This is a genomic window from Microbacterium kunmingense (genome assembly GCF_023155745.1).
In the GTDB taxonomy this organism is placed as follows: domain Bacteria; phylum Actinomycetota; class Actinomycetes; order Actinomycetales; family Microbacteriaceae; genus Microbacterium; species Microbacterium kunmingense.
Map to the genome: position 1 here is coordinate 230,641 of NZ_JAKNUS010000002.1, position 13,783 is coordinate 244,423.

Annotated in this window: 11 protein-coding genes and 2 riboswitches; of the genes, 7 read left to right on the top strand and 4 right to left on the bottom strand. The window is 72.0% G+C overall.

Annotation, left to right across the window (positions count from 1 at the left end; genetic code table 11):
* Positions 1 to 227 precede the first annotated feature (227 nt).
* Positions 228 to 1,097, top strand: coding sequence for a hypothetical protein (locus MA875_RS03795; protein ID WP_248240377.1), 870 nt, complete (start codon positions 228 to 230; stop codon positions 1,095 to 1,097).
* A 112-nt stretch (positions 1,098 to 1,209) separates the two neighbouring features.
* Here MA875_RS03795 and gcvP read toward each other — a convergent pair whose 3' ends face one another.
* From gcvP to MA875_RS03815, 4 genes are all read right to left on the bottom strand, one after another.
* Positions 1,210 to 4,089: an aminomethyl-transferring glycine dehydrogenase gene (gene gcvP / locus MA875_RS03800; protein WP_248240378.1), complete on the bottom strand. Its 2,880-nt coding sequence runs from the start codon at positions 4,087 to 4,089 to the stop codon at positions 1,210 to 1,212.
* Positions 4,089 to 4,469 carry a glycine cleavage system protein GcvH gene (gcvH, locus tag MA875_RS03805; protein WP_248240379.1) on the bottom strand — a complete coding sequence of 127 codons (381 nt, stop codon included), beginning with the start codon at positions 4,467 to 4,469 and terminating at the stop codon, positions 4,089 to 4,091. Before gcvH ends, gcvP begins: the two co-directional genes overlap by 1 nt.
* A complete protein-coding gene (gene gcvT, locus MA875_RS03810; RefSeq protein ID WP_248240380.1) occupies positions 4,466 to 5,563 on the bottom strand; it encodes a glycine cleavage system aminomethyltransferase GcvT in 1,098 nt (365 codons plus the stop codon). Before gcvT ends, gcvH begins: the two co-directional genes overlap by 4 nt.
* A gap of 50 nt (positions 5,564 to 5,613) precedes the next feature.
* Positions 5,614 to 5,714: riboswitch (glycine riboswitch) on the bottom strand.
* A 1-nt stretch (position 5,715) separates the two neighbouring features.
* Positions 5,716 to 5,812, bottom strand: a riboswitch (glycine riboswitch).
* Between the two features lie 90 nt (positions 5,813 to 5,902).
* The gene (locus MA875_RS03815) at positions 5,903 to 7,084 is read right to left on the bottom strand and encodes a MarP family serine protease (RefSeq protein WP_282448642.1); all 1,182 of its coding nucleotides are present in this window, start codon (positions 7,082 to 7,084) and stop codon (positions 5,903 to 5,905) included.
* A 134-nt stretch (positions 7,085 to 7,218) separates the two neighbouring features.
* On the opposite strand from MA875_RS03815, the gene MA875_RS03820 reads away from it, so the two are divergent.
* Genes MA875_RS03820 through MA875_RS03845 form a run of 6 tightly spaced genes read left to right on the top strand, consistent with a single transcriptional unit; the run spans position 7,219 to position 13,778 of the window.
* A complete protein-coding gene (locus tag MA875_RS03820) occupies positions 7,219 to 7,911 on the top strand; it encodes an NUDIX hydrolase (protein ID WP_248240382.1) in 693 nt (230 codons plus the stop codon).
* Positions 7,908 to 9,227: a quinolinate synthase NadA gene (gene nadA, locus MA875_RS03825; protein ID WP_248240384.1), complete on the top strand. Its 1,320-nt coding sequence runs from the start codon at positions 7,908 to 7,910 to the stop codon at positions 9,225 to 9,227. Before MA875_RS03820 ends, nadA begins: the two co-directional genes overlap by 4 nt.
* Complete coding sequence (gene nadB / locus MA875_RS03830) at positions 9,224 to 10,813, top strand: L-aspartate oxidase (protein ID WP_248240386.1); 1,590 nt, start codon at positions 9,224 to 9,226, stop codon at positions 10,811 to 10,813. Before nadA ends, nadB begins: the two co-directional genes overlap by 4 nt.
* On the top strand, positions 10,807 to 11,673 hold the full coding sequence (gene nadC / locus MA875_RS03835) for a carboxylating nicotinate-nucleotide diphosphorylase (RefSeq protein ID WP_248240388.1): 867 nt from the start codon (positions 10,807 to 10,809) through the stop codon (positions 11,671 to 11,673). Before nadB ends, nadC begins: the two co-directional genes overlap by 7 nt.
* 9 nt (positions 11,674 to 11,682) lie before the next feature.
* Complete coding sequence (locus MA875_RS03840; RefSeq protein WP_248240661.1) at positions 11,683 to 12,822, top strand: cysteine desulfurase family protein; 1,140 nt, start codon at positions 11,683 to 11,685, stop codon at positions 12,820 to 12,822.
* Positions 12,819 to 13,778, top strand: coding sequence for a glycosyltransferase (locus MA875_RS03845; RefSeq protein WP_308221496.1), 960 nt, complete (start codon positions 12,819 to 12,821; stop codon positions 13,776 to 13,778). The genes MA875_RS03840 and MA875_RS03845 overlap by 4 nt, the downstream gene beginning before the upstream one ends.
* The last annotated feature ends 5 nt before the right edge of the window (positions 13,779 to 13,783 follow it).

The window sequence follows — 13,783 nt, forward strand, 5'->3', positions numbered from 1 at the left end:
GCGCGGGGCCGGCGAGGTTCCTGCACAGGCCGGCTCGACCGCGAGTCATCCACAATCTGGGGAGACCCGCGTACCGCCGTCGGGCTCACCGTCAGGGTGAACGGATGTTCACCTCCTCCTCCTTGCTCGAGGTCGCTCCGTGTCCGTTGCCGCTTCTGAGGGCGCGGAGCATCGCGCACCCCGAGCGTGACGTCGCGCGCGGCACTCTCATCCGAGTCCGAAGAAGTGTGTATGCACCCGCGGAACGATGGCGCGATCTCGCACCCTGGGACCGCTACCTCGCTCGCGTCCACGCGGTGCGCCTCACCCATCCGGACACAGTCTTCAGTCACGAGTCCGCCGCAGCCCTCCTCGGCGGACCGGTCATCGGTGACCCCCAGGTCGTCCATGTCTTGGTCGGCACTGCAGACACCTCACGATTCGGCGGCGGCGTCCGAACCCACCGATCCGGCACGGACCGGGACATCCTCGTCGCCGACGGGTTCGCGATCACGAGCCTGGCCGACACAGCGATTGACCTCGCCCGCTATCGACACTCATCGCTCGGGCTCGCGATGGGTGACTTCGCGCTCCGATCCGACGCCGCACTGAGCCAGGAGGAACTTCTCGGCCGCAATGCGGAGCGGCTCAGCGGCCGCGGACGCGGATCGGCTCGGTGGGCCCTTTCGCGGGCGACGCCCGTCGCTGAGACCGTCCTCGAGTCGATCAGTCGCGCCGTGATCGAGTGGCTCGGATTCCCCGAGCCCGACCTCCAGGTCGTCTTCCGTTCGGCTTCGGGTGTGGAAGATCGCGCGGACTTCCACTGGCCGGCCCTCGGTGTGATCGGCGAAGCCGACGGCGACGTCAAGTACGACGGACGGTATGGGAATCCGGTCGACATCTTCCGACGGCAAGGTCATCGCGATCAGCGCCTGCTCGAAAGCGTTGCGGCGACCGCGCACTGGGGCTGGGTCGACGTCGCTGCCGTCGCGCCCCTTCGAGCGACCCTGCGCAGCGTCGGTCTCCGGCCGATCGCACCGGAGAACACAGCCGAACTGGTCGCCGTTCGTCGCCTCCTCTTCCGCGAGAATGCAACGGGGCGCCGAGAGCACGGGTGAAGCCCACATCCTCGGCGCCCAGATGCACTCTCGCCGGCCAGTGCGCGGCGGCGCGGCGGCCGCGCATGGGGTGCGCGGGGCGCGCGCGCCGGCGCGCGGCGCGGGGCGCGGGCTAGGCGAACGCCTCGATCGGGGGGCAGGCGCAGGTGAGGTTGCGATCGCCGTAGGCCTGGTCGATCCGGCGCACCGGCGGCCAGTACTTCGTGCGCACGAGCGCGCGCACGGGATACACCGCTTCCTCACGCGAGTAGGGATGCCGCCACTCGGCGTCCACGATCGACTCGGCCGTGTGCGGGGCGTTGACGAGCGGGTTGTCGTCGGCGGGCCACTCGCCCGCGGCCACGCGTGCCGCCTCGGCACGGATCGCGATCATCGCGTCGATGAACCGGTCGATCTCCGCGAGGTCCTCCGACTCCGTCGGCTCGACCATGAGCGTCCCCGCCACGGGGAACGACATCGTCGGGGCGTGGAAGCCGTAGTCGATCAGGCGCTTGGCCACGTCGTCCACGGTCACACCCGTCTCCTCCCGCAGCGGTCGCAGATCGAGGATGCACTCGTGCGCGACGAGCCCGCCCTCGCCGGTGTAGAGCACCGGGAAGTGATCGCGCAGCCTCGCGGCGATGTAGTTCGCCGCGAGCACCGCCGACGCGGTCGCCCGGGTGAGGCCCTGCTCCCCCATCATCCGGATGTAGGCCCACGAGATCGGCAGGATCCCCGCCGACCCGTGCGGGGCCGCCGAGACCGCACCGCCCTCGAACCGGAAGCCGCCGGAGTGGTCGGCCCACTGCGAGAACGGGTGCGACGGCAGGTAGGGCGCGAGGTGCGCCTTCGCCGCCACCGGCCCGACGCCCGGGCCGCCCCCGCCGTGCGGGATCGCGAAGGTCTTGTGCAGGTTCAGGTGCGACACATCGCCCCCGAGATCGCCGAAGCGGGCGTAGCCCAGGAGGGCGTTGAGGTTCGCCCCGTCGATGTACACCTGACCGCCGGCATCGTGCACGGCCCGGGTGATCTCCAGCACGTCGTGCTCGTACACTCCGTGCGTGGACGGGTAGGTGATCATGAGGGCCGCGAGCTCGACGGCGTGCGCGGCGACCTTCGCACGCAGGTCGTCGAGGTCGACGTTGCCGGCTTCGTCGCACGCCACGACGACGACCCGCATGCCCGCGAGCACCGCTGATGCGGCGTTCGTCCCGTGCGCCGACGACGGGATGAGGCACACCACGCGCCCCTCGTCGCCGTTCGCGCGATGCCACCCCCGAATCGCGAGGAGCCCCGCGAGTTCGCCCTGCGAGCCGGCGTTGGGCTGCAGCGAGACCGCGTCGTATCCGGTGAGCTCGGCCAGCCAGCTCTCCAGCTGCTCGATGAGCGCCGCGTAGCCGCGCACGTCGGCGGCGGGAGCGAACGGGTGCACCCGGGCGAATTCCGGCCACGACACCGCCGCCATCTCAGTGGCCGCGTTGAGCTTCATCGTGCACGACCCGAGCGGGATCATCCCCCGGTCCAGGGCGTAGTCGCGGTCGGCGAGCTGGTGCAGGTACCGCATCATCGCCGTCTCACTGCGGTGCTGAGAGAAGACCGGATGCTGCAGGTAGGCGTCCTCCCGGCGGAGGGCGGCCGGCACCCCGCGCAGCCCCGCGACCCCGTCGAACGCGACCTCGCGGGCACCGTCGGGCTCCGCATCCGGAAGACCGAACGCCCACGCCACAGCGGCGAGGTCGGCGGCCGTCGTGGTCTCGTCGACCGACACGCCGACGGTGGCGTCATCCGCCCAGAACAGCTGGTAGCCCTTGGATCGCGCTCGCTCGATGACCCGCTCCGCCGGTCCCGGTGTGACGACACGGAGGGTGTCGAAGAACGAGTCGGACACGAGGTTCAGCCCGTATGAACGGAGCCGCTCGGCGAGCGCCTCGGTCTTCTGCGCCACCTCGGTGGCGATCCCACGCAGCCCGTCGGGACCGTGGTACACGGCGTACATCGACGCCATGACGGCGAGCAGCACCTGGGCGGTGCAGATGTTCGAGGTCGCCTTCTCGCGGCGGATGTGCTGCTCGCGCGTCTGCAGCGACAGGCGGTAGGCCGGGTGGCCGGCGGCGTCCTGCGACACACCCACCAGGCGCCCCGGCAGCTGCCGCTCGAGCCCCTGCCGCACCGCCATGAACCCGGCGTGGGGACCGCCGAACCCGAGCGGAACGCCGAACCGCTGCGTGGTGCCGACGGCGATGTCGGCGCCGAGCGAACCGGGGGAAGCCAGGAGCGTCAGGGCGAGAAGGTCCGCGGCGACGACCGCGAGCCCCCCGGCGACGTGGACGGCGTCGATGACCCCGGAGGGATCCCACACCCGCCCGGTGGCACCGGGGTACTGCAGCAGCACGCCGAAGACGCCCTCGGGCAGGGTCTCGCCCCGTGCGAAGTCGCGCTCGACGATCTCGATCCCGACCGCCGAGGCGCGGGCATGCAGGAGCGCCCGGGTCTGCGGGAGCGCGTCGGCATCGACGGCGAACACGTTCGCGCTGCTCTTGGATGCCCGCCGCGCCAGCAGCATCCCCTCGACCACGGCGGTGGACTCATCGAGCATCGAAGCATTGGCGATCGCGAGCCCCGTCAGGTCGGACACCATCGTCTGGAAGTTGATGAGCGCCTCGAGCCGCCCCTGAGAGATCTCGGGCTGGTAGGGCGTGTACGCGGTGTACCAGGAGGGGTTCTCCAGCACGTTCCGGGCGATCACCGACGGGGTGATCGTGTCGTAGTAGCCGAGACCGATCATCGGTCGGGCGACCCGGTTCTGCGAGGCCAGCGCCCGCAGCTCGGCGAGCGCCTCGGTCTCGCTCGCGGGGGCCGGGATCGACGACGACGCGCGCGCCGCCGCACGGATGGATGCCGGCACCGCGGCGCTCAGCAGAGCATCGACGCTGTCGTACCCGAGAGCGTCGAGCATGACCGCCTCGGCTGCGGCGTCGGTGCCGATGTGCCGTTCGGCGAAGGTCCGCGCCATCACTCGCCCCCGGTGAGCGCCTCGTAGGCGGCCCGGTCGAGGAGGCCGTCGACGGCGGCCGGGTCGACGCGCAGCTTCAGCAGCCAGCCGTCCTCGTACGGCGAGGAGTTCACCAGCGAAGGATCGTCGACGACGGCGTCGTTGACCGCGACGATGTCCCCCGCGACGGGAGCGTAAAGCTCTCCGACGGACTTCGTCGACTCGATCTCGCCGCAGACCTGGCCGGCGCTCACGCCGGAGTCGACGGCGGGCAGGTCGACGAAGACGACGTCGCCGAGCTTGTCGGCGGCGTAGTCGGTGATGCCGACGGTGGCGACATCCCCGTCGAGGGCGATCCACTCGTGCTCGGCGGTGTACTTCAGGGCGCTGGTGTCGGTCATTTCTTCCTCCGGTAGAAGGGCAGGGCGGTCACGGTGGCGGGAATGCGGGTGCCCCGCACGTCGATGGTCAGTTCGGTGCCGAGAGCGGATGCCGCGGGCGCGACGTAGGCCATGGCGATGGGGTGTCCGAGGGTCGGGCTGAGAGCGCCGCTCGTGACCTCCCCGACCCGCTCCTCGCCGGCGAAGACGCCGTAGCCGGCGCGGCCCGCGCGGCGGCCCTCCGAGACGAGACCGACGAGGACGGGTGCGTTCTCGTCCGGCAGCGCGACATCCGCTTTGTCGGGCGCGACGACACGACCGAGCCCGGCCTGCGCGGGGCGGATGCCGCGCCCGAGTTCATGACCGTAGAGGGGCATCCCGGCCTCGAGGCGCAGCGTGTCGCGGGCGGCGAGGCCTGCGGGCACGAGGCCGAGCGGCGCGCCGGCCGCCAGGAGCGCGTCCCAGAGTGCGCCCGCTGCGTCGACGGGCACCATCAGCTCGAAGCCGTCTTCGCCGGTGTACCCCGTGCGGGCGACGAGCAGCGGCGCACCGTCGAACTCGCCCTGCCGCCAGGCGTAGTAGCCCAGGTCGTCGAGGCCCTCGACGCTCACGCCCGCCGCCGCACGGAGGATCTCCTCTGCGCGGGGCCCCTGCACGGCCACCAATGCCGTCTGGTCGGTGACATCCTCGATCCGCGGCACCGACCCGGACGGCCACGCGTCTGCGCGCTCTGCGAGAGTGTCGACCGCCGCATCGCGGTTCGAGGCGTTCGCCACGACGAGGAAGTACTGCTCTCCGGTGCGGTAGACGATGACGTCGTCGATGATGCCGCCGTCCTCGGCCAGCACGAGCGAGTACTTCGCCTTGCCGACCGCCATCGAGGAGATCCGGCCGGCGAGCGCATCGTCGAGGAAGCCCGCCGCATCACCGCCCTGCACCCAGATCTCGGCCATGTGCGAGATGTCGAAGAGCCCCGCCGCGGTGCGCACGGCGTGGTGCTCGGCGAGGTCGGAGGTGTAGCGCACCGGCATCAGCCACCCACCGAAGTCGGTGAACGAGGCGCCGAGGGCGGCGTGCCGGTCATGCAGCGGACTTCGCCGCGCTGTGTCGTCCATGGAGTTCTCCCGGTCGGATCGGGTCGGCACGGTGATCCGTGCCGAAGAACTCCCCCTCTGTCATGGACCTGAGAGTTTCGCGCCGGGACGTGCCCGGGCTTTCACCGTCGGCGGATGACGCAGAAAGCGGCGGCATCCTTTTTCAGAGTCGGCCGGCACGGACGGTACGCGGTACCTGAGAGATTGGCGGGGAGGCTTGCTCCTTCGGTGCTCGTCGCCGGGGCGTCGAGGCTCTCCCGTCCGTGTCATGGGCCGGTGTGAAATTGTGTCTCGGCAGGGCCGGTGGGGCCAGCATAGCGGCGCCGCCGACGTTCGCCCAGAGACTCGTCGGCGCGCGGGTCAGCCCAGGCAGTTCCCGGTCGACACCCGGTCGCTGAGCCCCGGGGCACCCGCGGCGACGGGCTCGAGCTCGGCGTTCGTCATCGCGTATCCCCGGGTGTCGTCGCCGTCGGCGCGCGCGAAGACGACGCCCGCCACCTCTCCGTCACCGGTCAGGAGCGGCCCGCCGGAGTTGCCGGGGCGCACCTGGGCGTAGAGCTGATAGATCTCCCGCGGATTGGCGGTGTCGTCGTAGATGTCCGGGACCGGAACGGTGCCCACCGAGAGCACCTCGGCGTTTTTCGCATCCCACGGCCCGCCGAGCGGATAGCCCTGCACCTGCGCCGCGCTTCCGGCGGGGAGGGTCTCACTGAGACCGAGAGGGGCGACGCCGAGCCCGTCGACGGCGATGACGGCGAGGTCGTCGATGGGGTCGAAGTACACCACCCGCCCCTCGACGGCGGTGCCGCCGTTGGGCTGCACGACGGGCGTGTCGACCCCCGCCACCACGTGGGCGTTGGTCACCACGCGATCGGGAGCGACCACGAACCCCGACCCGGTCGAACTCGTGCCGCAGGCGAAAGCGGTACCCGAGACCCGCAGGACTGATGCCGCGGCGAGCGCGAGCTCGGGATCGTCGAGCCCGATGGGCGTCGCGGTGCCGGGCGAGACCTGCGGGGAGAGGAGACCGCCGAGCCGCGGCAGACCGTCGTCGGTGACGAAGCTCCGCCACTGCGCGAGCGTCTGCGCCACGGGCGCCGGGATGACGCCGTTGATGGCCGTCATCACCCGGGACGACGCCACCGCGGGTCCGAGCACCGGCGCGCCGGTGTTGGCGACACTCTGACCGACGAGCGAGAGAGCGAGGGCTGCGACCACGACGCTGACGGCACCGCCGAGCAGTCGGTCGATGACCCGCAGCTTCGCCCGGTCCACGCCGCGCCTGACCGCCCCGCCGAGCACACCGCCGATGGTCCCCCCGAGCACCAGCAGGAGGAAGGAGGCCAAGATCACCACGAGCGGCCGCCACTGCTGCCAGGGCCACGCGTCATTGATGACGGGGGCCAGCCACCAGGCCGCGACCCCGCCGGCGGCCAGGCCCAGCAGCGTTCCGAGACTGGCGACGAGGCCGCGCTGCAGCCCGACGACGAGCGCCACCACCAGCAGGGCGATGAGGAGGAGATCGACGATCAGCACGGCCATCCTTCGGCAGGGAGCCACCAGCGTACGGCGCGCGCCTGAGACATCACCGAGGCGGCGCGGTCGAATGTCGCATTTGCCTTCAGGTCGAAGTGACAATAAGATGGCGTCAGGCTTAAAGTCAGGATGACAAGAACATGGACCACGAGAAGGACCCCATCCGCGTGGCGGTGTCGACGGTGATCTTCTCGCTGCGCACCCGTGAGCCCGGGCTCCCCCCGTCGGTCGTCCTCCCCCTCGTCAAGCGCACCCGCGACCCCTTCGAGGGGCTGTGGGCCCTGCCGGGCGGCTGGCTGGGAGCATGCGAAGGACTGGATGCCGCGGCATCCCGCACCCTCGGCGAGACCACGGGACTCGCCCCGAGCTACCTCGAGCAGCTCTACGCCTTCGGCGCGGTCGACCGCTCCCCCACGCGTGTGGTGTCGATCGTCTACTGGGCGCTGCTGCGTCCCGAAGAGGTCTCCGACGTCGAGAACGTCGGGTGGTTCGACGCCGCCGACCTTCCCCGCCTCGCCTTCGACCACAACGAGATCGTCGACTACGCCCTCTGGCGCCTGCGCAACAAGGTCGGCTACAGCCGGATCGCGCACGGCCTCCTCGCCGACGAGTTCACCCTCGCCGACCTCCGCGAGGTCTACGAGGCGATCCTCGACCGCAGGCTCGATCCCGCGAACTTCCGCCGCCAGGTCGACACCTCGGCCACCCTCATCCCGACCGACCGGTTCCGCACCGGCAGTCACCGCCCCGCCCGCCTGTACCGCTACAACCGCGATGTGGAGCTCGCCGACCGCGGGCCCCTGTCGCGCTCGCCCGAAACGAGTGACCGATGACCACCGCGCTCCCCACCCCCGCCCTCCGCGAGCCCGTCGACCCGTCCGTCGACCACGAGATCCAGGCGATCGTGTCGGGTCGGTCGACGACCGAGACCTGTGCGACCGACCTCGCGCTCGGCCCGTGGGACTTCGACACCCGCCCCGGCTACGGACCGGGATCGTCCATGGGCGATGTGATCCCCACCGGCGCACCTCGCCAGGGCGAGCTCCCCCGCGAGTACCGCGAAGCCTCCGAGGCCGAGCTCGCCGATCGCATCCGAGCCGCCAAAGCCACCCTCGGTGACCGCGTCGTCGTGCTCGGCCACTTCTATCAGCGCGAGGAGGTGATCGCCCACGCCGACTACATCGGCGACTCCTTCCAGCTCGCGAACGCGGCGCTCGCCCACCCCGCCGCCGAGGCCATCGTCTTCTGCGGCGTGCACTTCATGGCCGAGACCGCCGACCTCCTCTCCAGGCCCGAGCAGGCCGTGATCCTGCCGAACCTCGCCGCGGGGTGCTCCATGGCCGACATGGCCGACATCGACCAGGTCGAGGAGTGCTGGGAGCAGCTCGCCGAGGTCTACGGCGATCTCGACACCCCCGACGAGGACGGTCTCGTCCCCGTCATCCCGGTCACCTACATGAATTCCTCAGCGGCCATCAAGGGGTTCGTCGGCCGTCACGGCGGGATCGTGTGCACCTCCTCCAACGCCCGCACCGTGCTGGAGTGGGCCTTCGCGCGCGGGCGGCGGGTGCTGTTCTTCCCCGATCAGCACCTGGGGCGCAACACCGCGAAGGCGATGGGCGTGCCGCTCGAGCAGATGCCGATGTGGAACCCGCGCAAGCCGCTCGGCGGCAGCACCGCTGAGGGGCTCGTGGATGCCCGCGTGGTGCTCTGGCACGGGTTCTGCTCGGTGCACCGCCGGTTCAGCGTCGATCAGATCGACCGCGCCCGCGCCGAGCACCCCGGCGTCCGCGTGATCGTCCACCCCGAGTGCCCGATGGCGGTGGTCGACGCCGCCGACGAGGCCGGGTCGACCGACTACATCCGCAAGGCGATCCAAGCGGCGACCGAGCCGACGACGTTCGCGATCGGCACCGAGATCAACCTGGTGCAGCGGCTCGCCGCCGAGCACCCGCAGCACACCATCTTCTGCCTCGACCCGGTCGTCTGCCCCTGCTCGACGATGTACCGCATCCACCCCGGGTACCTCGCGTGGGTGCTCGAGGGTCTCGTCCGGGGCGACGTGCAGAACCGGATCACCGTCCCCGCCGACGTCGCCGACCCCGCCCGGGTGGCGCTGGAGCGGATGCTGGCGGCGAAGCCCGCATGAACGCCACCCCGTCCCGCGTGCACGCCGTGGTCGTCGGCAGCGGCATCGCCGGGCTCACCGCCGCACTGCATGCCGTCTCCGGCGGCTCCACGGTGACCCTCGTCACCAAGGACGTCCTCGAGCACGCCAACACCCGCTACGCCCAGGGCGGCATCGCCGGCGTCATGTTCGACGACGACCGCGTCGAAGACCACATCTGCGACACCCTCACCGCCGGTGCAGGTCTCAGCGACCCCGACGCCGTCCGCGTCCTCGCCGAGGAGGGACCGGCCCGCATCCGCGACCTCATCGCCCTGGGCGTGGCGTTCGACCGCGCGCCCGACGGCAGCCTGGTGAAGGGGCTCGAAGCGGCGCACTCGTATCCGAGGATCCTCCACGCGGGAGGGGATGCCACCGGGACCGCCGTCGAGAAGGCTCTCGTCGCGCGTCTTCGCGAGAGCGGAGCGACGGTGATCGAGCACGCCTTCCTCGTCGACCTCGTCGTGGAGGACGGCCGCGTGCGCGGCGTGGACCTCCTCGTCGGAGAATCCACACACCGCGAGGGCGTCCGGCGCCGGCTCCTCGCCGACGCCGTGGTCCTCGCCACCGGCGGCGCCGGAGAGCTCTTCTCCCACTCCACGAACCCGGCGGTGGCCACCGGCGACGGCATCGCCGCGGCGCTTCGCGCGGGCGCCGCGGTCGCCGATCTGGAGTTCTTCCAGTTCCACCCGACGGTGCTGCCCCCCGACGATCGGGGCGAGGCCTTCCTCGTCTCCGAGGCCGTCCGGGGCGAAGGGGCCACGCTCATCGACGACACGGGCCGCCGCTTCGCCTTCGACGTCCACCCCGACGGCGATCTCGCGCCCCGCGACGTCGTCGCCCGGGCGATCGCCGACCGGATGGCCCGCCAGGGAGGACGCCCCGTGCGTCTGGATGCCACGCACCTGCGTCCCACACTCGCCGAACGTCGTGCGTTCCTCGCGCGCCGCTTCCCCACGATCGACGCCGCCGTGCGCCGTCGGGGCTGGGACTGGGCCGCCGAGCCCGTGCCCGTCACCCCTGCGGCCCACTACCTCATGGGGGGAGTCGTCACAGACCTGCACGGCCGCACCTCGCTCCCGCGGCTCTACGCGGTCGGTGAGGTCGCCCGCACCGGGGTCCACGGTGCGAACAGGCTGGCATCGAACTCGCTGCTGGAGGGCGCGGTCTTCGGCGCACGCACGGGCGACGTCCTCGCGAGGGACGTCATGGGCGGCTGGCCGCCCATCACGACCCCCCCACCCGCCGTCGCCGGCCTTCCCGCGCTTCCCATCGCGGTGGTCACCCCTCCGCCGTTCGATCGCGCGGCCCTCCAGGAGCTCCTCTGGACCCGAGCAGGCCTCGTCCGCACCGAACGAGGACTCGCCGAGGCGGCGTCGATCCTCCGCGCGTGGAGCGCCGTGACCTCCGAGCCCGTGACCGAGAACGACCACGAGGACGCCAACCTCCTCCTCGTCGGCGCTCACCTCGTCGCCGCGGCGCGCGCGCGCCGGGAATCGGTGGGCGCGCATCTGCGCGCCGACCAGCCGGCGCCCGCCGCGTCGATCACCCGGGCGGCGTCATGCTGACCCCCGCCGTCATCGATCGCGTCGTCGCCGCGGCCCTCGCCGAGGACGCACCCTGGGGCGACCTGACGAGCTCCGCCTTCATCCCCGACGACGCCACCGCCCGCGCCGAGCTGGTGGCCCGCGAAGCCGGGGTCGCCAGCGGACTGGCGGTCTTCGCGGCGGCTTTCCGCCTGACCGACCCGGCGATCACCGTGACGGTCCTCATCGAGGACGGCGCGCCGTTCGCGCCGGGAACCGTGCTCGCCGTCGTCGACGGCCCCGCCCGTGGCATCCTCACCGCGGAGCGGATCGGGTTGAACCTGATGCAGCGGATGTCGGGGATCGCCACCCTCACCGCCCGCTACGTCGCCGAGGTGGCGAACACCCGCGCCCGCATCGTCGACACGCGCAAGACGACACCCGGGCTGCGGGTCCTCGAGCGTCAGGCGGTCCGCGACGGCGGAGGCCACAACCACCGGTTTTCGCTGTCGGATGCGGTGATGGTGAAGGACAATCACCTCGCGGTCCTCACCGCGGGCGGCGCCTCGGTCACCGAGGCCCTCCGCACCGCGATGTCGACCCTCCCCCACACCACCCACGTCGAGGTGGAGGTGGACCGGCTCGACCAGATCGAACCCGTCCTCGCCGCGGGGGTGGACACGATCATGCTCGACAACTTCTCGCCGGACGACCTCCGCCGGGGGGTCGCGCTCATCGCCGGCCGCGCCGTCGTGGAGGCATCCGGCGGCGTGACGCTGGAGACCGTGCGCGCCATCGCCGAGACCGGCGTGGACGTCATCTCCGTCGGGGCCCTCACGCACTCCGCCCGGGCACTGGATCTGGGCCTGGACATCCGGATCTCGGCGCCGGACGCGGGATGACCCATGTCGCTGCTGTATCTGGACAACGCCGCCACGACACCGGTGCGCCCGGAGGTCCTCGAGGCCATGGCGCCCTACCTCACCCGCTGGTTCGGCAACGCCTCCAGCCACCACACCGTCGGCGAGACGGCGGCCGCTGCGCTGGATGACGCGCGGGCGCGCGTCGCTCGCGTGGTCGGGATGCGCGCGAGCGATGTCATCTTCACCTCGGGCGGCACCGAGTCGGACAATCTCGCGGTGAAGGGCATCGCCGTCGCCGCCCGGCAGAACCGGGGCGCGAGGCACGTGGTGACCTCGCCGATCGAGCACGAGGCGATCCTGGAGTCGGTGGACCACCTCCGTCGGATCCACGGCTTCGCGGTGACCATGCTGCCCGTCGACCACCACGGACGGATCGACCCGGGCACGGTCGACGATGCGATCCGGGAGGACACGGCCCTGGTCGCGGTCGGCTACGCGAACAACGAAGTGGGCACGGTGCAGGATGTCGCCGCGATCGCCGCCGCGACCTCGGCGCGGCGCGTCCCCCTCCACCTCGATGCGGTGCAGGCCGCGGGATGGCTGCCGCTCGCCGGCACCGGCGCGGACAGCCTGGCGATCGCCGGCCACAAGCTCGGCGCCCCGAAGGGCACCGGCGCGCTCGCGATCCGGGGGCGCGTGCCCCTGGAACCGCTGTTCCACGGCGGGGGTCAGGAACGCGGGCGCCGCAGCGGCACCGAGGACGTCGCCGGCGCCGTCGCCCTGGCCACCGCGCTGGAACTGGCCGAAGCAGAACGGGAAGGCGACAGCACGCGGGTGGGCGCCGCCCGCGACCGCTTCATCGCGGCCGTGCTTCAGCGCGTGCCCGAGGCCCGGGTCACCGGACACCCCGTCCAGCGGCTCCCCGGGACGGCGAGCTTCGTGTTCCCGGGCACCTCGGGAGAGGCGATCCTGCTCGAACTCGAGCGGCGCGGGGTCGTGTCCTCGAGCGGATCGGCGTGCGCCGCCGGCAGCGACGAACCCTCGCACGTCGTGCTGGCGATGGGGTACGAGCCCGAGGTCGCCCAGACCGCCGTGCGGTTCACCCTCCCCCACGAGCCCGCGGTTGACGCCGACGACCTCGCCGCCCGGGTGGCCGCGGCCGTTCGGGCGGTACGATCAGCCTCGTGACACCCGCCCTCACCGTCATCGTCCCGGGCTTCGATGTCGGGCCCTGGGCGGGTGAAGCGCTGGCGTCGCTGCGGGCGCAGTCCTTCCGGGACTGGCGCGCCGTCCTCGTCGATGACGGATCCACCGACGACACCCCCGAGATCTTCGCGCGGACAGCTGCGGAGGACGACCGCTTCCGCGTGATCCGACACCCCCGGCAGCGGGGCCTCGCCGCCGCGCGCAACACCGGGCTCGCCGCCGTCGACACCCCCTACCTCGCCTTCCTCGACGGCGACGACCGATTCACACCCACGGCGCTGGAGCGCCTCCTCGCCGTGCTCGACGACACCGGCAGCGACTTCGTCGCGGGCGCCTATGTGCGTTTGCGCCCCGCACCCCCCGCGGCCCCCGACGGGCCGGTGACCTACACCCCCGGTGCGGTCCAGCCGTGGGTCGCCGCCGCCACCGACCCCGAGCGGCGCCGGACGTCGCTCGACGAGCACCCCGCGGCATCCGGGAACATCGTCGCCTGGTCCAAGGTCAGCCGGCGCGATTTCTGGCAGCGAGCCGGGCTGTCCTTCCCCGAGGGTCGGCTGTACGAGGACCAGATTCTCGCGCAGCGGATGTACGCCGCCGCGCGATCGTTCGACGTCATCCCCGATGTGGTGGTTCAGTGGCGCGAACGGGCGGACGGATCGTCGATCACGCAGCACCGGGAGGCCCTGCCGGTACTCCGCGACTACCTCCACGGCCTGCGCGGGGGCCTGGATGTTCTGGATGCCGCGGGGCGGCCGGCCGCGGTGCGGGCCCGGATCGAGCTCATCATGACACTGGACCTCCCGCCCCTCGTGACGATCGCCCGTACGCACCCCGACGACGCCTACCGGCGGGCGCTGGGGGCCTTCGTCCGCGAGCTGCAGAGCCGGGGGTCGGCGCGCCTGCTCACGGCGGAGCAGTCGGCGGCGGCCCTCTGGTGAGCGCC

What these genes read in the sequence shown, in the direction of transcription:
- gcvP (WP_248240378.1), bottom strand. Translation starts at nt 4,089, where the DNA reads ATGGCGCGGACCTTCGCCGAACGGCACATCGGCACCGACGCCGCAGCC.
- gcvH (WP_248240379.1), bottom strand. Translation starts at nt 4,469, where the DNA reads ATGACCGACACCAGCGCCCTGAAGTACACCGCCGAGCACGAGTGGATC.
- gcvT (WP_248240380.1), bottom strand. Translation starts at nt 5,563, where the DNA reads ATGGACGACACAGCGCGGCGAAGTCCGCTGCATGACCGGCACGCCGCC.
- MA875_RS03815 (WP_282448642.1), bottom strand. Translation starts at nt 7,084, where the DNA reads ATGGCCGTGCTGATCGTCGATCTCCTCCTCATCGCCCTGCTGGTGGTG.
- MA875_RS03820 (WP_248240382.1), top strand. Translation starts at nt 7,219, where the DNA reads ATGGACCACGAGAAGGACCCCATCCGCGTGGCGGTGTCGACGGTGATC.
- nadA (WP_248240384.1), top strand. Translation starts at nt 7,908, where the DNA reads ATGACCACCGCGCTCCCCACCCCCGCCCTCCGCGAGCCCGTCGACCCG.
- nadB (WP_248240386.1), top strand. Translation starts at nt 9,224, where the DNA reads ATGAACGCCACCCCGTCCCGCGTGCACGCCGTGGTCGTCGGCAGCGGC.
- nadC (WP_248240388.1), top strand. Translation starts at nt 10,807, where the DNA reads ATGCTGACCCCCGCCGTCATCGATCGCGTCGTCGCCGCGGCCCTCGCC.